This window comes from Humibacter sp., assembly GCF_051954055.1.
Taxonomy (GTDB): domain Bacteria; phylum Actinomycetota; class Actinomycetes; order Actinomycetales; family Microbacteriaceae; genus Humibacter.
This window is the reverse complement of record NZ_JBQCIE010000087.1, coordinates 42,669-61,812: the sequence shown is the minus strand read 5'-3', so window position 1 is coordinate 61,812 and position 19,144 is coordinate 42,669. Positions and strand designations below refer to the sequence as shown.

Annotated in this window: 18 protein-coding genes; 17 read left to right on the top strand and 1 reads right to left on the bottom strand. The window is 68.3% G+C overall.

Annotated elements, in window-relative coordinates; translation table 11 throughout:
* Positions 1-108 precede the first annotated feature (108 nt).
* The 16 genes from ACTHNC_RS09645 to ACTHNC_RS09570 all read left to right on the top strand — a co-directional run bounded on the left by ACTHNC_RS09645 (position 109) and on the right by ACTHNC_RS09570 (position 16,906).
* On the top strand, positions 109-963 hold the full coding sequence (locus ACTHNC_RS09645) for a carbohydrate ABC transporter permease (protein WP_440294383.1): 855 nt from the start codon (positions 109-111) through the stop codon (positions 961-963).
* Positions 960-1,871 (top strand): carbohydrate ABC transporter permease, encoded by a 912-nt coding sequence (locus ACTHNC_RS09640; protein ID WP_440294382.1) that lies wholly within the window; start codon positions 960-962, stop codon positions 1,869-1,871. The genes ACTHNC_RS09645 and ACTHNC_RS09640 overlap by 4 nt, the downstream gene beginning before the upstream one ends.
* A gap of 7 nt (positions 1,872-1,878) precedes the next feature.
* On the top strand, positions 1,879-2,694 hold the full coding sequence (locus ACTHNC_RS09635; protein WP_440294387.1) for a DeoR/GlpR family DNA-binding transcription regulator: 816 nt from the start codon (positions 1,879-1,881) through the stop codon (positions 2,692-2,694).
* Entirely contained in the window at positions 2,694-4,847 is a 2,154-nt protein-coding gene (locus tag ACTHNC_RS09630) for an alpha-galactosidase (protein WP_440294386.1), read from the top strand. Before ACTHNC_RS09635 ends, ACTHNC_RS09630 begins: the two co-directional genes overlap by 1 nt.
* 383 nt (positions 4,848-5,230) lie before the next feature.
* Positions 5,231-6,595: a DUF222 domain-containing protein gene (locus ACTHNC_RS09625; RefSeq protein ID WP_440294381.1), complete on the top strand. Its 1,365-nt coding sequence runs from the start codon at positions 5,231-5,233 to the stop codon at positions 6,593-6,595.
* A gap of 121 nt (positions 6,596-6,716) precedes the next feature.
* The gene (locus ACTHNC_RS09620; protein WP_440294380.1) at positions 6,717-7,232 is read left to right on the top strand and encodes a hypothetical protein; all 516 of its coding nucleotides are present in this window, start codon (positions 6,717-6,719) and stop codon (positions 7,230-7,232) included.
* Between the two features lie 67 nt (positions 7,233-7,299).
* Positions 7,300-8,208, top strand: coding sequence for a tryptophan 2,3-dioxygenase (gene kynA / locus ACTHNC_RS09615; protein WP_440294379.1), 909 nt, complete (start codon positions 7,300-7,302; stop codon positions 8,206-8,208).
* 10 nt (positions 8,209-8,218) lie between these two features.
* Positions 8,219-9,253 carry an amidohydrolase family protein gene (locus tag ACTHNC_RS09610; protein ID WP_440294378.1) on the top strand — a complete coding sequence of 345 codons (1,035 nt, stop codon included), beginning with the start codon at positions 8,219-8,221 and terminating at the stop codon, positions 9,251-9,253.
* Positions 9,250-10,509 carry a kynureninase gene (locus ACTHNC_RS09605; RefSeq protein WP_440294377.1) on the top strand — a complete coding sequence of 420 codons (1,260 nt, stop codon included), beginning with the start codon at positions 9,250-9,252 and terminating at the stop codon, positions 10,507-10,509. Before ACTHNC_RS09610 ends, ACTHNC_RS09605 begins: the two co-directional genes overlap by 4 nt.
* A 115-nt stretch (positions 10,510-10,624) precedes the next feature.
* On the top strand, positions 10,625-10,891 hold the full coding sequence (locus ACTHNC_RS09600; RefSeq protein ID WP_440294376.1) for a type II toxin-antitoxin system Phd/YefM family antitoxin: 267 nt from the start codon (positions 10,625-10,627) through the stop codon (positions 10,889-10,891).
* A 7-nt stretch (positions 10,892-10,898) separates the two neighbouring features.
* Positions 10,899-11,285, top strand: a complete 387-nt coding sequence (locus ACTHNC_RS09595) for a type II toxin-antitoxin system VapC family toxin (RefSeq protein ID WP_440294375.1) — start codon at positions 10,899-10,901, stop codon at positions 11,283-11,285.
* 67 nt (positions 11,286-11,352) lie between these two features.
* Entirely contained in the window at positions 11,353-12,945 is a 1,593-nt protein-coding gene (gene metG / locus ACTHNC_RS09590) for a methionine--tRNA ligase (protein ID WP_440294374.1), read from the top strand.
* A gap of 5 nt (positions 12,946-12,950) precedes the next feature.
* Entirely contained in the window at positions 12,951-13,856 is a 906-nt protein-coding gene (locus ACTHNC_RS09585) for a TatD family hydrolase (RefSeq protein WP_440294373.1), read from the top strand.
* Positions 13,857-13,869: 13 nt separating this feature from the next.
* Entirely contained in the window at positions 13,870-14,721 is an 852-nt protein-coding gene (rsmA, locus tag ACTHNC_RS09580; RefSeq protein WP_440294372.1) for a 16S rRNA (adenine(1518)-N(6)/adenine(1519)-N(6))-dimethyltransferase RsmA, read from the top strand.
* A 17-nt stretch (positions 14,722-14,738) separates the two neighbouring features.
* Complete coding sequence (locus ACTHNC_RS09575; protein ID WP_440294371.1) at positions 14,739-15,680, top strand: 4-(cytidine 5'-diphospho)-2-C-methyl-D-erythritol kinase; 942 nt, start codon at positions 14,739-14,741, stop codon at positions 15,678-15,680.
* Positions 15,677-16,906, top strand: a complete 1,230-nt coding sequence (locus ACTHNC_RS09570) for an MFS transporter (protein WP_440294370.1) — start codon at positions 15,677-15,679, stop codon at positions 16,904-16,906. Before ACTHNC_RS09575 ends, ACTHNC_RS09570 begins: the two co-directional genes overlap by 4 nt.
* Here the strand turns inward: ACTHNC_RS09570 and ACTHNC_RS09565 are convergent.
* Positions 16,887-18,734 carry an ABC-F family ATP-binding cassette domain-containing protein gene (locus tag ACTHNC_RS09565; RefSeq protein WP_440294369.1) on the bottom strand — a complete coding sequence of 616 codons (1,848 nt, stop codon included), beginning with the start codon at positions 18,732-18,734 and terminating at the stop codon, positions 16,887-16,889. The two genes, ACTHNC_RS09570 and ACTHNC_RS09565, sit on opposite strands and share 20 nt — an antisense overlap.
* Positions 18,735-18,884: 150 nt before the next feature.
* Between ACTHNC_RS09565 and ACTHNC_RS09560 the strand changes: the two genes are divergently transcribed.
* Positions 18,885-19,142, top strand: coding sequence for a hypothetical protein (locus ACTHNC_RS09560; protein WP_440294368.1), 258 nt, complete (start codon positions 18,885-18,887; stop codon positions 19,140-19,142).
* Positions 19,143-19,144: the final 2 nt, after the last annotated feature.

Genomic DNA, 19,144 nt, shown 5'->3' with positions numbered 1-19,144 from the left:
TGGGGGGACAGGCTGCCACCCCCCCAGAGGCCCCCCGGGCCGGGGGGGGGCCCACCCCCCCCCGGCACGCGGCGCCGCCTGCGTCAGTTCACGCGCCGGGACGTCGTCGTGCTGTCGATCATGGTGGGCATCCCCACCCTGATCCAGCTCGTCCTCGTCTGGCTTCCCACGCTGTTCTCGATCGGACTCTCGTTCGTTCAGTGGAACGGCCTCGACTTCACCGACATGAAATGGGCGGGCTGGAGCAACTACCAGTACATCTTCCAGAGCTACACGCCGTTCTGGCCGGCGGTGCTGCACAACGTGATCTGGTTGCTGTTCCTCGGCATCATCGGGACGCCGCTCGGACTCCTGTTCGCGGTGCTCCTCGACCAGGCGCTGAAGGGCACCCGCGTCTACCAGTCCATCTTCTTCGCGCCGGTGATGCTGTCGCTCGCGCTGATCGGCATCATCTGGCAGCTCTTCTACTCGCAGGACAACGGCCTGCTGAACTTCCTGCTCGGAACGGCGGGCAAACCGAACGCCGTCGACTGGCTCGGAACGCCAGGGGTCAATCTGTGGGCGGCGATGGTCGCCGCCACCTGGCGGCACGCCGGCTACGTGATGATCCTCTACCTGGCTGGACTGAAGAGCGTCGACCCGAGCCTGCGGGAGGCGGCATCCCTCGACGGAGCCGGCGCCTGGAAGTCCTTCTTCCAGGTGGTGTTCCCGGCCATGAAGCCGACCAACATCATCATCGTCGTCATCACGATCATCGAGTCCCTGCGTGCGTTCGACATCGTCTACGTCATCAACCGCGGCACGAACGGTCTCGAACTGCTCAGCGTGCTGGTCATCCAGAACCTCATCGGTGAAGGGCAGGTGATCGGCGTCGGATCCGCACTCGCGGTGGTGCTGCTGGTCATCTCGCTGGTGCCCATCGTGTTCTACCTGGCGCGAACGTTCCGAAGGGAGAAGGCATGACCACCACGACGGCATCCGTCCGCGTTCCGCCTCACGCGCCGACCAGCACGCACCGCAGGAAGAGGCGCTTCTGGGCGACGTACCTCTTCGTCACCGTGATGGCGATCATGTGGCTTCTGCCACTCGTGTGGACGCTGTACACGTCGCTGCGACCGAAGGCCGACACCGACAAGTACGGCTACTTCTCGATCGCTGGGCACTACAGCTTCCAGAACTTCGTCGACGCGTGGACGCAGGGTGGGTTCCCGACCTACTTCGGCAACTCGGTGATCATCACGGTTCCTGCCGTGCTGCTCACGCTGTTCTTCGCCTCGATGATGGCGTTCGCGGTGTCGCGCTACAGCTGGAAGTTCAACGTCACGCTGCTGATCATGTTCACCGCAGGCAACCTGCTGCCCCCGCAGGTGCTTGCCGCTCCGTTGTTCGAGCTGTTCAAGCACACGACGCTGCCGTATTGGATGAGCGACTCCGGTTCGCTGTTGAACACCTACGTGAGCGTCATCGCGGCGAACACCGCGTTCCAGATCGGCTTCTGCACGTTCGTGCTCTCGAACTTCATGAAGGCGATCCCGCTCGAGCTCACCGAGGCGGCGCGCGTCGACGGCGCAAGTGTATGGCGGCAGTACTGGAACGTCATCCTGCCGCTCACTCGGCCGGCCCTGGCGGCGCTGGGCACGCTCGAAGTGATCTTCATCTACAACGACTACTTCTGGCCGCTGGTCTTCATCCAATCCGGCGACCGGTTGCCCGTCACGACGGCGATCAACAATCTGCAGGGCCAGTTCCTCTCGAACTACAACCTGCTGGCGGCAGGCGCGATGATCACGGTCATCCCCACGTTGATCATCTATCTCGTGCTGCAGCGCCAGTTCGTTGCCGGGCTCACCCTGGGTGCGAGCAAGGGATAATCGCATGATGCTCGCAGCCGCGCGTCAGAGCGCGATCGTCACCCGCGCCCGGGAACGGGGCACCGTGCGCGTCACCGAACTCGCAACGCAGTTCGGGGTGAGCGAGATGACGGTGCGGCGCGACATCGACGTGCTGGTGTCCGGCGGGCTGCTGGAGCGCGTGCACGGCGGTGCGACGCTGCCCGGCGGAGGCCTCAGCACGGATGAGCCGGGGTTCGAGTCGAAGATCGTGCGCGAGGAGGACGAGAAGCTCGCGATCGCGCGGGAGGCGGCATCCCTCGTACGCCCGGGAAGCGCCATCGGCATCAGCGCGGGAACCACCACGTGGCGTCTCGCGTCGCTGCTGGCCGGTGCGCCGCTGGACTGCACCGTCGTGACCAACTCGGTGCAGGTGGCGAGCGTGCTGTACCCCCGGGCGGGAAGCGGCCGAGGGCACGTCATCCTGACCGGCGGCGAGCGCACCCCGTCGGACGCCCTGGTCGGGCCGATCGCGATCTCGGCGTTGCGTCAGCTGCACCTGGACTACCTGTTTCTCGGTGTGCACGGCATGGACGAGCACGAGGGCTTCACCACACCCAACCTGCTCGAGGCGGAGACCGATCGCGCCTTTGTGGCCGCCGCCCGCCGTGTGGTCGTGCTGGCCGACCACACGAAGTGGGGAACGGTCGGGATGTCGACCATCGCGGAACTGGACGAGGCTGCCGTTGTGATCAGCGACGACGGACTCAGCCGGCATGCACAGGAGGTGCTCTCGTCGCGCGCGGGCGAGCTGCGCATCGTCATGACCGATGAGAGCCGCGCACGTTCGGAGGATGCTTCGTGATCGACCGCCTGTACCTGCGCGCCGCGGGCGTCAGCCTGCTGCTCGACCTGCGCGACGCCGACGTGCGGATCGCGCACTGGGGTGCCGACCTGGGCGAGAACGGCGACCGACTCGACCCGGCGTTGTTCACGGCATCCTCAGCACACTCGGCGTTCGACGAGCCGGTGCCGGTGTCGCTCATCCCTCAGCCGTCGCGGGGGTGGCGCGGTACCCCGGGGATCGCCGGCGATCGGGACGGGCGAGCCTTCTCGCCACGGCTGAAGATGCAGGATGCCCACCTCGAGGTCGAAGACCCCGCGGGCACCCAGCGCGCGCGGCTCGTGCTCAGCGACGAGGCATCCGCTCTGCGGGTGGACATCACGCTCACGCTGGATGCCACCGGCATGCTGCTCGTCGAGGAGAGCGTCACGAACACCGGGGACGATGAGTACACGCTCGCCGCACTCGACGCCAGTCTCCCTGTGCCTGGCCAGGCGACCGAGTCGCTCGACCTGACCGGCAGGTGGGCGCGGGAGAAGCATCCGCAGCGCCGCCGAATCGACCAGGGCACCTGGACCCGCAGTGCGCGGCATGGCCGAACGGGGCACGACTCGACGCTCGTGATCGCGGCCGGGACGCCCGAGTTCGGCTGGCGGTCCGGCGAGGTGTGGGCGCTGCACCTGGGCTGGAGCGGTGACCACACGAGCCGCGTGGAACGCGCCGGCGACGGGCAGACCGTGCTCGCCGTGGGGGAGCTGTTGCGTTCGGGCGAGGTGGTGCTCGCGCCGGGAGAGACCTACGCAGCACCGATCGCGTACGCGGCGTATTCCGCCGAGGGGCTCGACGGGGTGAGCGCTCAGTTCCACGAGTGGGTGCGAAGCCGCGCAGGGCATCTGTCGTCGCCGCGACCGGTCGTGCTCAACACGTGGGAGGCCGTCTACTTCAACCACGATCTGACCGTGCTCGAGCAGCTCGCCGACGCTGGCGCCGATCTCGGTGTCGAGCGTTTCGTGCTCGACGACGGCTGGTTCCTGGGACGGCGCGACGACACGAAGGGTCTCGGCGACTGGTTCGTCGACCCGGATGTCTGGCCGCAGGGACTCACACCGCTCATCGAGCACGTCAAGGGCTTGGGGCTGCAGTTCGGGCTCTGGGTCGAGCCCGAGATGATCAATGAGGACTCGCAGGTCGCGCGCGAGCATCCGGACTGGATCTCGCGTCCGAACGGAGCGCACGGCCGACTGTCGCTGCCGTGGCGGCACCAGCAGGTGCTCGATCTCGTGAATCCGGATGCCTGGGACTACATCTACGCGCGACTCGACGCCCTGCTCAGCGAGTACCCGATCGACTACCTGAAGTGGGATCAGAACCGAGACCAGGTCGAGCTCGGGCATGACGGGCATCCGTCGACGCACGAGCAGACGCTCGCCGTGTACCGGCTGCTCGACGCGCTTCGCGCCGCGCACCCCGGTGTCGAGATCGAGAGCTGCTCCTCAGGCGGTGCTCGGGTGGACCTCGGCATCCTGCAGCGCGCCGACCGGGTGTGGGCGTCCGACACGAACGACGCGCTGGAGCGGCAGACGATCCAGCGCTGGACCGGCCTTGTGCTGCCTCCAGAGCTCGTCGGGTCGCACGTCGGTCCCGGCACCTCGCACACCACTCGGCGTACGCACGACCTGTCGTTCCGTGCGATCACCGCCCTGTTCGGCCATTTCGGCATCGAATGGGACGTGCGGTCGCTGACGGATGCCGAACGCACGCAGCTGCGTGCCGCTATCGAGTTCTACAAGGCGAACCGTTCGTTGCTGCACACCGGCCGAGCGGTGCGCATCGACCGCCCGGACGAGACGGATGCCGCGTACGGCACGGTTGCCCACGACGGCTCCCGTGCGGTCTTCGTCTACGCCGCGCTTGCTACGTCGCCGAACGAGGTGCCCGCGCGGTTGCGGTTCGCCGGACTCGACCCCGAGCGCGACTATCGTGTGGCGCTGGGACTGCCGCTGGATGCGCATGCCGCGGCTCTGCGTGGCGTCCCGCCGTGGCTGCGGGGTGTCGCGGAGGCGGGTGCCGACGGTGGTGTCGTCGTGCCGGGTCGGTTGCTCGGGTCGGCGGGCCTGCCCATGCCGGGGCTGCACCCCGAGCACGCGCTGCTGCTGACGCTGACCGCGGTGTGAGCGGAATTCACTGACGAGATTCGGCTCGCGCCACACATATCGGCATCCGCTGCAGGTACCGGCATCCGCGACACGAAATGTTTGTGGCGGATGCCGGTTGGTGTAGCGAATGTGAGGCACTCATGACGAGCTGATCGAACGTGACGGATACTGCGCCGAGCTCTTCACCATGCAACCCGTCGCCTACATGGATTCGCCGGCCGAGTAGCCGTGAGCATCCGCGGCCGGACCTCGATCGGATGCGTTCGAGACTGACCTCCTCCTGTCTTTCGCGGTGCGTCTTCTCCTCCCCAGGCGACGTGTTTGCGTGGTTATCAACAGGCCTGGTCAGGTTGGGTTTCCGTGTCCGGGGAATGTCGGTGGCATGGCCTAGCTTCGAAGGTATGAACGACGTGGAACTAGCACCGGTGCCGGAGGGTGATGTCGCCTTCTGGGCGGAGTTGGCGGATGCGTCGTTGTTCGACGAGTCGGCGGAGCTGCTGTTCCTGGATCGGCCGGCCCGTTCCGCGACGGACGAGCACGTGTCATGGGTGCGGACGGACTCGGGTGCGGGGTTGATGCGGTCCGTCATTGACGATGCGGTCTCCTCCCAGACCCTGGTGAACCTGGAAGCGGCACGGCAACTGTTCGCGGTAGGTCGGGCGTTCGAATACGCCCGGGAAGACCCCAGCGTCTATGTGCCGGTCGGGGCGACCGCGAAGGACCCGCGGGCGGAGGAGGTGGACGTCGCGGTCCGGGCTGTCGCGTTCGACCTGGCGCAGTGGTTGCACCTGAGCGAGACCACGGTCCGCTCCATGGCCTGGCACGCCGAGGTCCTCAACACGTCGTTGCCCCGGCTGAAGGAGTTGTTCACCTCCGGGCGGATCAGCCCGCAGCACGTCCGCGCCGCCGTCGAGTCCTGCACCGGGCTCCCCGACGAGGCGGCTTACGCGATGTTTGACGAGCGGATGGCGGGGATCGTCGAGAAGCTGAACCCTGGGATGTTCGCCCGTCGGTGCCGCCTGTTGCGGGAACGGTTGTGCGCCAACACCCTCGAGCAACGGCACGAGGACGCCCACACCAGACGACGTGTCGTGGTCGAGGCGGCTGCGGATGCGATGGCCTGGTTGAACCTCCACGCCTCCGTAATGGATGTGGCGCAGATCGAGACCGCGTTGACCGCGGAAGCCCGCCGCCTGCGCACTCTGCCGGGCGAGTCGCGCACTCTGGATCAGGTGCGTGCCGACCTGGCGGTGCAGTGGCTGAAAGGCGACACCACCGGTGCCAAGCGAGGTACACACCGTCGTGGTGGTGCGGGGGTGCGGCCGTTCGTGTTGATCGACGACGCCGGCCGGTTCGCTGAGCTCCTCGGGTATGGGCCGATCCCCCCGAAGCAGGCGGCGGCCGCGTTACGCGACGCCCCCGCGTTTCGGAAGGTGCTGGCGGATCCGATCCGTCCGGCGGTGTTGAACCTGGACACCACCCGGTACCGGCCCACCCCGGATCAGAAGACCTGGCTCACGTTGAAATACGGGCTCGACGAGGCCGCGGCCCCGTACCTGCCGGTGGGGATCGTGACCGGGGCCGAGATCGATCACGTGATCGAACGCCAGCACGGTGGACCCACGGACGTGGGCAACCTGGCACCGTTCAAACCGAGACTGCACCGGTTGAAGACGGTGACCCGGATCCGATTAGACCCCCAACCCGACGGCGGCATCCGCGTGAGAACACCCACCGGATACGACAGCGACCCACCACCCTTCTGACCGAAGGGACCGTCGCGCCGACGTGCTTCGGCGTCCTGAAGGCGTCGCCAGGGGACTGACCGAGCGTACGATCGCTGGCGCGCCGGCCCGCCCACTTCTACGATCGGCACCGGAGGTGTCAATGAAGCGCGCCGACAATCCGAGAGACGCGACGGTGATCACCTCGGGTGCCGCTGGTGACGGGGAGGGCGACCTGGCCGCCTGGCTCCGCGACCGCGACGTCACGGTTGCGACCCTCGTGGGCTACACGGCGGAGGGCGCGATCAGCCGTCTCGCGACCCTGCTCACCGCATCCGGCCTGACCGTCGAAGTACTCGAGGATTCGACCGGATCCCACGAGCAGGAGAGCGACGACCTGGATGCCCGTGCCGTCTACGAACGAGCGCTCGACCGGCTGGAGCACCAGGCATCCGTGATCGTGGGCACCGCGATGGACTGGGAAGAAGCGGTGCGGGAAGACCGCCTCGTGAAGCGTGTACGCGTGAGCACAGCGGCGGAAAACGAACGGCCGTCGAGGCTGCGTGACGAGTTCGAGCGCATCGAGGATCGCGTGCGTTCGCTCGCCGAGGAAGGCGCTGCCACCTCCGAGGCGTTCCAGCTGCAGCACACGTTCGCGGTAGGGGTGCAACCGCTCTGACACCCGCGCCACGATTCGACCTCGTCGCGACCGCCACGCGACAATGGAGCGGACGCGAGGAGGCGCGATGACCGACGCAAGTGCTGCTCGAGACTCGACCGCACAGCACGACGCCGAGCACGGCCGTGCCGAAGCAGATCGCTACGAGGAAGGCATCGTCACCGACTTCAGCCGTCGCATGAGCTACTCGTCATATCTCGGGCTCGAGCAGCTGCTGTCGGCGCAGCATCCGGTCAGCACACCCGAGCACCACGACGAACTGCTGTTCATCGTGCAGCACCAGACCACGGAACTGTGGTTCAAGCTCGTGCTCCACGAACTGACGGATGCCTGCAGGCTGCTGCGCGAGAACGAGTTGCAGCCGGCGCTGAAGCGCATCGCCCGCGTCAAGCACATTCAACGCACGCTGACAGACCAGTGGTCGGTGCTCGCCACCCTGACTCCCACGGAGTACGCGCAGTTCCGTGGCTTCCTCGGCAACTCGTCCGGATTCCAGTCCTGGCAATACCGCGCCGTCGAGTTCACGCTCGGCAACAAGGATGCTCGCATGCTGCGAGTGTTCGAGAACGATGCATCCGCGCATGAGCTGCTGTCGAGCATCCTGAACGCCCCGACGCTGTACGACGAGTTCCTCCGCTATCTCGCCAGAGCCGGCTTCGCGGTGCCCGCCTCGGCTCTCGACCGCGACGTGACCCAGGGGTACCGCATGAACGAGGAGCTCATGCCCGTGGTCCGCGATATCTACGAGCACGCCGACGAACACTGGTCGGAGTACGAGGCGTGCGAGGAGCTGGTCGACCTGGAGGAGAACTTCCAGCTGTGGCGGTTCCGGCATCTGAAGACGGTGCAGCGCACGATCGGCATGAAGACCGGCACCGGTGGATCCAGCGGCGTGCCGTTCCTGCAGAAAGCGCTCGACATCGCGTTCTTCCCCGAGCTGTACGCGGTGCGCACCCAGATCGGCGCACCGGCGTGAACGGCGGCCGATGCTAGAGGAAGGCCAGATCGTCGCGTTCGAAGCGGCGTGGACCGGGTCGTTCCGCGGCCGAAGCGCCTACGCGCTGCTCGACGGTCTGCTGCAACCGGTCGGACCGGATGCCCGAGCCGACATCGAGGTGCCCGGCACGCTCGTTCCGCGCCTCACCGACCATCACGTGCACCTGACCCTCATCGATCCTGAGCCGCTGCTCGCCGGTGGCATCACGCACGTCGTCGACCTCGGAGGCGATCCCGCGATCACCGGGCGCCTGCGCAGAGACGCGGCGTTCCCCGGATCGACGCTGCCGGACATCCACATAGCCGGTGCCTTCCTGACCTGCCCAGGCGGATACCCGAAAGGCAGGGACTGGGCTCCGGACGCAGCGGTCGTCGAGCTGAGCGACCCCGACCAGGCGGAGGCGGCGGTGCGTACGCAGGCGGCCGCCGGAGCATCCGTCATCAAGGTGACCGTCAACAGTGATGCAGGCCCGGTGCCGGAGCCGGAGCTGCTCGTCGCCATCGTCACCGCCGCACGAGGCGAAGGCGTGCCCGTCGCGGCGCATGTCGAGGGCCAGGGCATGACGGAGCGCGCGCTGGATGCCGGCGTCAACGTGATCGCGCACACTCCCTTCACCGAGAGGCTCGAACCGGAACTCATCGCGCGGATGTCCCGCGCAGGCACCGCCGTCATCTCGACTCTCGACATCCACGGCTGGGGCGACCGCTCGTCCGCGTTCGAGATCGCGACCCACAACGTGCGGCACCTCGCGGCCGCCGGCGTTCGCGTGCTCTACGGCACCGATCTCGGGAACGGACCGCTTCCGCTCGGTGTGAACTCGCGGGAGTTGGACGCCCTTGCCGCAGCGGGCCTGGAGCGCGACGCCCTCGTCGCCGGCATCGCGGGGTCGACGCACGCGGATGCGATAGGTCCCCGGTTCGCCTGGATACCAGGCACGCCGCCGGAGAGCGCGACGGACGCCGCCCACTGGTTGGCGACGGCCCGCGCCACGACCATCGACTACCTGGAGGAGACCCTGCAATGAGCGCCCCCGATCCCTTCCTCGCCTATGCACGAAGGGCAGACCGCATCGACGGGCTCGCGCACTTCCGGTCACGGTTCGTCGCCTCCGACGATCTCGTCGCCTACTTCGACGGGAACTCGCTCGGCCGGCCGACCACGGCGAGCGTCGAGCGCATCCAGCGGTTCCTCATCCAGGACTGGGGCGGGCGGCTCATCCGCGGCTGGGACGAGGAGTGGATGGACCTGCCGTTCACGATCGGCGACCGCATCGGCCGGGTGGCTCTGGGCGCTGCGGCCGGACAGACCGTGATCGGCGACTCGACGACCGTGCTGCTCTACAAGCTCGCCAGGGCGGCGGTGGATGCACCGCGCAGCTCAGGAACGCGCACCGAGATCGTGCTCGACACCGACAACTTCCCGACCGACCGATACGTCCTCGACGGGATCGCGGCCGAACGCGGACTCACGCTGCGCTGGATCGAGGCGGACCCGGCATCCGGAGTCTCGCCGGAGCAGGTGGCCGCGGTCGTGGGGGAGCGGACCGCGCTCGTCGTGCTCAGCCACGTCGCATACCGCTCCGGCTACCTGGCCGACGCGAAGCGCATCACCAGAATCGCGCACGACTCCGGAGCACTCGTGCTCTGGGACCTCTGCCACTCGGTCGGCTCCGTCCCCATCGAGCTCGACGCCTGGGAGGTCGACCTCGCCGTCGGCTGCACGTACAAGTACCTGAACGGCGGCCCCGGTTCTCCCGCATTCGCCTACGTGCGCGACGACCTGCAGCGGGTGCTGCAGCAGCCGATCCACGGCTGGATGGGCTCGGCGGATGTCTTCGCCATGGGCCCGGAGTACGTCCCCGCCGCCGGCATGCGCCGGTTCCTCAGCGGCACACCGCCGATCGTGGGCATGCTGGCGATGCAGGACACGCTGGAGATGATCGACGACAAGGGCATGGACGCCGTCCGCTCGAAGTCGCTGGCGCTCACCGACTTCGCGATCGAGCTCACCGACGAGTGGTTGGTTCCGCTCGGCGCAGTGCTGGCCTCGCCGCGGGATGCCGCGCGCCGTGGCGGACACGTGACGGTGCAGCATCCCGCGATGCGGCAGGTGACGGGGGCGCTGTGGGATCAGGGCGTCATCCCGGACTACCGCGACCCCCGTGGCCTCCGCATCGGGCTGTCGCCGCTGTCGACCTCGTTCGAGGAGACATACAACGGAATGGCCGCCGTGCGGGAGGCGCTGCGCCACGAGCTGCTGCAGGCGTCCGGCTTGGCGTAACCGCCTATTTCATGGATCGTCGGGGCTGTTTGACACGGTGCGACTGTATCGCCCGATGCTCGCCCAACGCCCGATGCTCTCGCCGGCGCGAGACCGCTGTGCTACGATGTGCTACATGGAGACAGTGACTCACCGCGAGATGCGGAACAACAGCGGCGAGATCCTCCGCCGAGTGGAGGCGGGCGAGTCGCTGCTGGTGAGCAATAACGGTCGCCGGGCGGCCATGATCGTCCCCGTCGGAGGGGACGCGCTCGAAGCGCTCATCGCTCGAGGTGAGGCGCGAGGCGCGCGCAATGGCACCGAGACCCTGGCGGCGATCAAGCGGGTCGTGTCGCCGACGAGCGCGCGCGAACTCATCGAAGACAGCAGGGGCCGTTGGTGATCCGCGGATGACCGTCGCCTACCTCGACACATCGGCCGCGATGAAGCTTCTGGTGGAGGAAACCGAGTCCGCCGCATTGGCCGCAGAACTTGCCGATTCCTCCCGACGGCTGGCGGCGTCGTGGCTGCTGCACACCGAGCTCCACTGCGCGGCCGGGCGCAACCCTGCGCTCATCGGAACCGACGCGATCCAGGTGGTTCTGGATGCCGTCACGCTCGTCGACGTCACTCGTGGCGATTTGCTTGCTGCGGGCACTCACGCTCCGATGCGATCGAACGACGCCATTCACCTGGCGACGGCACTGAGGATAGGAGTCGACGAACTCGTCACGTACGACGAGGAACTTGCGAGAGAAGCGACATCCGCCGGTATCCGCGTAGTCGCCCCGGCGTAGGACGAGCGACTGCCGGCCGCCGTAACGCGGCCAGGGCGGGGCATCCGCTCCATTTAGGATGGAACGCATGTCCGACGGTGCCTCGTTCTACATCACCACGCCCATTTTCTACGTGAATGATGTTCCGCACATCGGGCACGCGTACACCGAGGTCGCCGCGGATGTTCTGGCCCGCTGGCACCGTCAGGCCGGCGACGACACCTGGTTCCTCACCGGCACCGACGAGCACGGGCAGAAGATCCTGCGTACGGCGACCGCCAACGGCATGGAGCCCCGCGAATGGGCCGACCGGCTCGTGGCATCCGCCTGGAAACCGCTGCTGGAGACCGTCGACATCTCCAACAACGACTTCATCCGCACCACCGACGAGCGGCACGAGGAGGCGGTGACCCGGTTCCTGCAGAAGCTGCACGACGACGGGCACATCTACGCCGGCGAGTACGAGGGCTACTACTGCGTGGGGTGCGAGGAGTACAAGCAGCGCGACGAGCTCGACGAGCCGCTCAGCGGTGAGTACCAGGGCCAGCTGGTGTGCAAGATCCACTCGCGGCCGATCGAGATCCTCAAGGAGAAGAACTACTTCTTCCGCATGAGCGCGTTCGCGCAGCAACTGCTCGACCTGTACGAGTCGCGCCCCGACTTCGTGCAGCCGGAGAGCGTTCGCAACGAGATCGTGCAGTTCGTGCGTCAGGGGCTCTCCGACCTGTCGATCTCGCGCTCGAGCTTCGACTGGGGCATCAAGGTGCCGTGGGACCCGTCGCACGTCGTCTACGTCTGGTTCGATGCGCTGCTGAACTACACGACGGCGGTGGGCTACGGCACCGACCAGGAGCTGTTCGACCGCCGCTGGCCGGCCTACCACCTGGTCGGCAAAGACATCGCGCGGTTCCACGCCGTGATCTGGCCGGCCATGCTGATGGCCGCCGGCCTCGAGGTGCCGCACAAGGTGTTCGGCCATGGCTGGTTGCTCGTGGGCGGCGAGAAGATGTCCAAGTCCAAGCTGACCGGCATCGCGCCGTCGCAGATCACCGACACGTTCGGGTCGGATGCCTTCCGCTACTACTTCATGCGCGCCATCAGCTTCGGACAGGACGGCTCGTTCAGCTGGGAAGACCTCTCGGCCCGCTACCAGTCGGAACTCGCGAACGGGTTCGGCAACCTCGCCTCCCGCGTGATCGCCATGCTGCAGCGCTACTTCGGCGGCGAGGTGCCTGAGCCGGTGGGGAGCGCCACGACGGATGCCGACCTCCTGATCCAGCGCACGGTCGCGGATGCCGCCGCGAACGCGGACGCCGCCATCTCGCGCTTCGCGATCCACGACGCGCTCGCCGCGGTGTGGACGATCGTCGACGAGCTGAACGGCTACATCACGGAGCAGGAGCCGTGGGCGCTCGCCAAGGACGACGCGAACCGCGAACGGTTGCAGACCGTGCTCTACACGGCCGCGGAGGGGCTGCGCGCGCTCGCCGTGCTGCTCTCGCCGGTCATCCCGAAATCGACGGAGTCGCTGTGGCAGGCGCTCGGTGCGCAGGAGGCGCTCGGCGAGCTCACCGCGCAACCGCTTCGGGACGCGGGGAGGTGGGGGCAGTTGCCCGCCGGCATCCGGGTCTCCGCGCTGGAGGCGCTGTTCCCGCGCATCGACCAGGCCGTCGTCGCCTAGCGGTCATGCCCAGCGACCCCACGTACCCGCCGCTGCCGACACCGCTCGTGGTGCCTGTGTACGACAACCACACGCACATCGACCCGTCCGCGCGGCCTGGTCGCATCGCGGAGGGCCACGCGCTGGACTACCGCGAGCAGCTTGACCGGGCGTCGTCGGTCGGCGTGCGTGGCGTGGTGCAGGTGGGCACCGACGTCGCTTCGTCGATCTGGGCGGCGGAGACCGCCGCTATCGAGCCGAGGATGCTCGCTGCGGTGGCCATCCACCCGAACGATGCTCCCGAGCTGGATGCCGCAGGCGAGCTCGACGACGCGCTGGCCGTGATCGACTCCCTTGCCTCGCGCCCACGGGTGCGAGCCATCGGCGAGACCGGCCTCGACTTCTTCCGCACGGATGTCAGCGGGCGCGCCGCGCAGTTCCGCTCGTTCGAGGCGCACATCGAGATGGCCAAGCGCCACAACCTGGCGCTGCAGATCCACGACCGCGACGCCCACGACGACGTGATCGCCACCCTCAAGCGGGTCGGAGCGCCGGAACGGGTGGTGTTCCACTGCTTCTCGGGCGACACGGGGCTGGCCGAGGTCTGCGCCGACAACGGCTGGTACCTCTCGTTCGCCGGCACCGTGACCTTCAAGAACGCGCAGAACCTGCGCGACGCACTGGAGATCGCGCCGCGCTCGCTGCTGCTGGTGGAGACGGATGCTCCCTACCTCACGCCGTCCCCGTTCCGCGGCCGCCCGAATGCGCCGTACCTCATTCCGCACACCGTTCGCGGCATGGCGCAGGTGACCGGCACCGACGTGTCGGTGCTTGCGGCACAGCTCGTGTCCAACACGGAGCTCGTGTACGGCAAATGGGACTCCGAACCGGTCGCGGCTCCGCCGACCACACCGATCGGGATCATCGCGTGATGGCGCACGGGCCATGCAACTCCTAGGGCCGGCGGAGATCCGCGACCTGGCGGAGCTGCTCGACGTGACGCCGACGAAGAAGCTCGGGCAGAACTTCGTGATCGACGCGAACACGGTGCGACGCATCGTGCGCGTGGCGGACGTGCAGCCGGACGACGTCGTGCTCGAGGTGGGACCGGGGCTCGGGTCGCTGACCCTTGGACTGCTGGAGGCGCGGGCATCCGTCGTCGCGGTCGAGATCGACGGAAGGCTGGCTCGGCAGCTACCGGTGACGGTCGAGCAACTGGCGCCCGAGGCATCCGGCCGGCTGAACGTGGTGCATCAGGATGCCCTGGCGTTCGACGATGCGGCCCTGACTGCGCTGCCCGCGTCGCCGGTGCGGCTCGTGGCGAACCTGCCGTACAACGTGTCGGTGCCGGTGCTGCTGCACCTCCTGCAGACCGTGCCGACGCTGCAGTCCGGCGTCGTGATGGTGCAGGCTGAGGTGGGGCAGCGGCTGGCAGCGCAGCCGGGTTCCAAGGTGTACGGCTCGCCGAGCGTGAAGGCCGCGTGGTACGGGTCGTGGCGCACGGCAGGGCAGGTCTCCCGGCAGGTGTTCTGGCCGGTGCCGAATGTGGACTCGATCCTGGTGGCGTTCGAGCGGCACGAGCACCCGGGCGACGAGGCATTGCGGCAACGGATGTTCGGGATCGTGGACGCCGCGTTCGGCCAGCGTCGCAAGATGCTGCGGCAGTCGCTGTCCGGTGTCTTCGGCGACTCGGCCGCGGCATCGGCAGCGCTCGAGGCGGCGGGACTGTCGCCGACGGCGCGCGGCGAGCAACTGACGGCCGACCAGTTCGTCGCCCTCGCGCGCGTCGGCGACTGACACCGTAGGTTGGAACCATGACGTCCGCCAGCCTGGGTCTGCCAGTGCACGCTCGCGCCCCGGGCAAGGTGAACCTCTACCTCGGCGTCGGCGCGGTCGGCGACGACGGGTATCACGAGGTCGCGACCGTGTACCAGGCGGTCTCGCTCTACGAGGATGTGCGCGTCTGGGCGGCCGACGACATCACGCTGAGCTTCAGCGGTCCGATCGACTGCTCTGGGCTGCCCACCGACGAGCGCAACATCGCCGTGCGCGCCGCGCAACTCGTGGCCGATGCGGCGGGCGTGAGCACCGGCGTGCGCATCGAGATCGAGAAGAACGTGCCCATCGCGGGCGGAATGGGCGGCGGGTCGGCGGATGCCGCGGCCACGTTGATCGCCTGCGACACCCTGTGGAACGCCGGGCTCTCGCGCGAGCGGTTGCACGAGCTGGCTGCGCAGCTCGGCGCCGACGTGCCGTTCGCGCTCGCCGGAGGCACGGCGATCGGGCTGGGGCGCGGCGACGAGCTGAGCCCGGTGCTCACGCAGGGCCGATTCGACTGGGTGCTCGTGCTGCCCCGAGGGGAGCTCTCCACTCCTGCGGTGTACCGGGAACTGGACGCACACCGTGAGCGGCACGCGGGCGAGCTCGGGCCTGTGGCCGAGCATCCGTCGGTGAGCACCGAGCTGCTGCAGGCGCTTCGCGCGGGCGACCCGGCGCTGCTCGCCGAGAACCTCGCCAACGACCTGCAGGCGCCGGCCATCCATCTCTCCGACGAACTCGCGGACGTGCTGGAGCTCGGAGAGAATAACGGGGCGTTGGCCGGCCTCGTCTCCGGATCCGGACCCACCGTCGCGTTCCTCGCCGAGGACCGCGAGTCGGCGATCGATCTGCAGATCGCCCTCAGCGCGGGCCAGCTGCGGGCCGTGCGGGTCTCGGCACCGGTGCACGGCGCCCGAGTGATGCCGCTCGGAGGATGAGCGCGGGCTCCGCCCAACTCGGCTGGCGCGGCCACGACCGGGGAACACCCGAGTACCGTCGCATCCTCATCGCCCTCGGATTCGCGGGCGTCGCAACCTTCGCACAGCTGTATTCCCCACAAGGCATACTTCCGCTCGTCGCCCGCGATCTGCATGTGACCGCGGCGCAGTCCGCACTGCTGATCTCGGCCGCCACGATCGGTCTCGCCGTCGGCGTTCTGCCGTGGTCGTGGCTGGCCGGCCGCATCGGATGCCTGCCATCGATGCGCATCGCGCTGGTCGCGGCCGTGGTGTTCGGCGCGGGCGGCGCCGTCTTCCCGGGTTTCGAGGGCATCCTCGTGCTCCGCGTGCTGCAGGGACTGGCGCTCGGCGGTGTGCCCGCCCTCGCGATCACCTACCTGCACGAGGAGCTTCGCCCGGCCCACACCGTGGTCGCCGCGGCCACTTACGTGTCGGGCACGACCGTGGGCGGCCTGGTCGGGCGCATCCTGGCCGCGCCGTTCGCCGCGCTACTCGGCTGGCGGGTGGGCGTCGGCGTGGTCGTCGTGCTGTGCGCAGCGGCGACCGTCGCGTTCATGCTGATCACGCCGCGGCCGCTCGGAAGCAGACGGTCGAGGGCCACGATCACCTGGGTGGTCAAGGCTTCGCTCGCGAATCTGCGCTCTCCCGGCATGCTCGTGCTGTTCGCCCAGGCGTTTCTGCTGATGGGCGGATTCGTCACGGTGTACAACTACCTCGCCTTCAGGCTGGAGCAGCCGCCGTTCGGGCTGAATCCGTTCGAGGTCTCCCTGCTGTTCCTCGCCTACCTCGCGGGCACGTACTCGTCGCGGCAGGCCGGGGGAGCGGCACGTCGCTTCGGACGCACCGGCGTGCTGCTGGCATCCGTCGCCGTCATGATCACCGGCGTGCTGATCACGCTGGCCGGCTCACTACCGCTGGTGATCGTCGGTCTCGTCGTCTTCACCGCAGGGTTCTTCGCGGCGCACGCGATCGCCTCTGGCTGGGTCGGCACCAGGGCGACCGTGGGCAGGGCGCAGGCGGCGTCACTGTACAACCTGTTCTATTACCTCGGGTCCAGCCTGGTCGGATGGTTCGGCGGGCTCGTCTACGCCGCCTCCGGCTGGGGTGCGACGGTCGCCCTGGTGGCAGGACTCGCGGTCCTCGCGGCGCTGCTGGCCGGTAGTTTCGCCGCACGCGAGCGGATGCTCAGCCGATCGCCTCGGTGAGTTCGAACCACCGGGTCTCCAGGGCTTCGGCCTCTCGCTCGAGCTCGCCGATGGCATCCGTCTTCGCGGCGAGTCCGGTGTAGTCGGACTGGTCGTGGTCCGCGAGCGCCGTACGCTCGGCGTCGATGCGCTCCGTGAGCTTGCCGAGGCGGCGCTCGATCGACGCCACCTCCTTCTGCGCATCTCGCAGCGCGGCACCCGTCAGCCCGCTGCCGCTCCCGCCAACCCCGCCGCTCCCGCCGGTTGAGTCCGACGAAAGAGTTCCACCGTCGGCCGCGTCCCGCCGCTCCTCCATGACCCGCAGCCGCAGGTACTCGTCCACCCCGCCTGGCAGGTGCCGCAGCCGGTGGTCGAGGATCGCGTACTGCTGGTCCGTGACCCGTTCGATGAAGTACCTGTCGTGCGAGACGACGAGCAGCGTTCCCGGCCAGGAGTCGAGCAGGTCCTCGATCGCGGTGAGCATATCGGTGTCGAGGTCGTTCGTGGGCTCGTCGAGGATGAGCACGTTCGGCGCGTCGAGCAGGATGAGCAGCAGCTGCAGGCGGCGCTTCTGCCCTCCGGAGAGGTCCTTGACCGGCGTCGACAGCTGAGCCGACGAGAATCCGAGTCGCTCGAGCATCTGACCCGGAGTGAGCTCCTGCGCCTTGGATCCACTGCCGATCGTGTACGTGGTGCGCAGCCTGCCGAGCACGACGCGCACCGGGTCGTCGAGGTGCTCGTCGAGCTCGTCCATTCGCTGCGTGAGCGAGGCGACCTTGACGGTCTTGCCGTGCTTGACGCGTCCGCTTGTCGGCTCGACAGTCCCTGCGATCAGGCCGAGCAGCGTGGACTTGCCCGCTCCGTTGACGCCGAGGATGCCCGTTCGCTCGCCCGGCGCGATCCGCCACTCGACCCCGTGCAGCACCTCGTGGTCGCCGTGCGTCCCGCCCTCTGGCGCCGGGTACGACACCGAGGCGCCGATGAGATCGACGACCTCCTTGCCCAGTCGCGACACCGCGAGCGCCTTCAGTGAGACGGAGTCGCGGATCGGCGGCACGTCCTCGATCAACGCGTTCGCCGCATCGATGCGGAACTTCGGCTTCGACGTGCGCGCCGGCGCACCCCGGCGCAGCCAGGCGAGCTCCTTGCGCGCCAGGTTCTGCCGCTTCGCCTCGGAGGCCGCCGCCATCCGATCACGCTCCACCCGCTGGAGGATGTACGCCGCATAGCCGCCCTCGAAGGGTTCGACGATGTGGTCGTGCACCTCCCACGTCGCGGTGCACACCTCGTCGAGGAACCAACGGTCGTGCGTGACGACGAGTAGACCGCCCGCGCTGGCCGGCCACCGCCGCTTCAGATGCTCGGCGAGCCACGTGATCGCCTCGACGTCGAGGTGGTTCGTCGGCTCGTCGAGCGCGAGCACATCCCAGTCGCCGGCGAGCAGCGTCGCCAGCGCCACCCGGCGACGCTGGCCTCCGCTCAGGGAGCCGATGACGGCATCCCACTGGATGTCCCGCAGCAGCCCCGAGATCACGTCGCGCACACGCGCATCGCCCGCCCACTCGTGCTCGGGCGTATCGCCGACGACGACGTGCGCGACGGTGTGCGCATCCTCGAGCACGTCGGCCTGATCGAGCACCCCGATGCGAGTGCCGCCCCGTACCGTCACGCGTCCGCTGTCCGGCTGCAGACGCCCGGACAGCATCGCGAGGAGCGACGACTTGCCGTCGCCGTTGCGGCCGACGATGCCGATGCGGTCGCCCTCGTTCACGCCGAGCGAGACGGAGTCGAAGACGACCTTGGTGGGGAACTCGAGATGCAGGGCCTCGGCCCCGAGAAGATGCGCCATGACGCGTTCCAGGGTACGGCGAATCCGCGTGTCGTCCACCGCTGCCGTTGACGAGCAGTTGTCCACCGACCACGCTCAGCGCGGGTCGCAAGTCGACGTCATCCGGCTACGGTCGCTGACAAGCCGAGTGCCGCAGGGCAGAATGGGAGAGTGATCGTGTCGCCCGACGTGATCGGAATGATCATCGCGCTGTTCGCCTTGGCACTGAGCGTGCTGGGAGGCGTGGCCGGCATGCTCGCACGGCAGACTAAGTTGATCGACGCAAAGCTGGATGCATTTGCGGCAGCTGTCGACCGTAGGTTCGAGAGGCTGGAAGATCGCGTGGCTCGCGTCGAGGCCGAACTCGTCGAGGTCAAGGTTGCGATCGCTCGGATCGAAGGGCCGCGGCCGAGGCTTCAGCAACTCTGAGG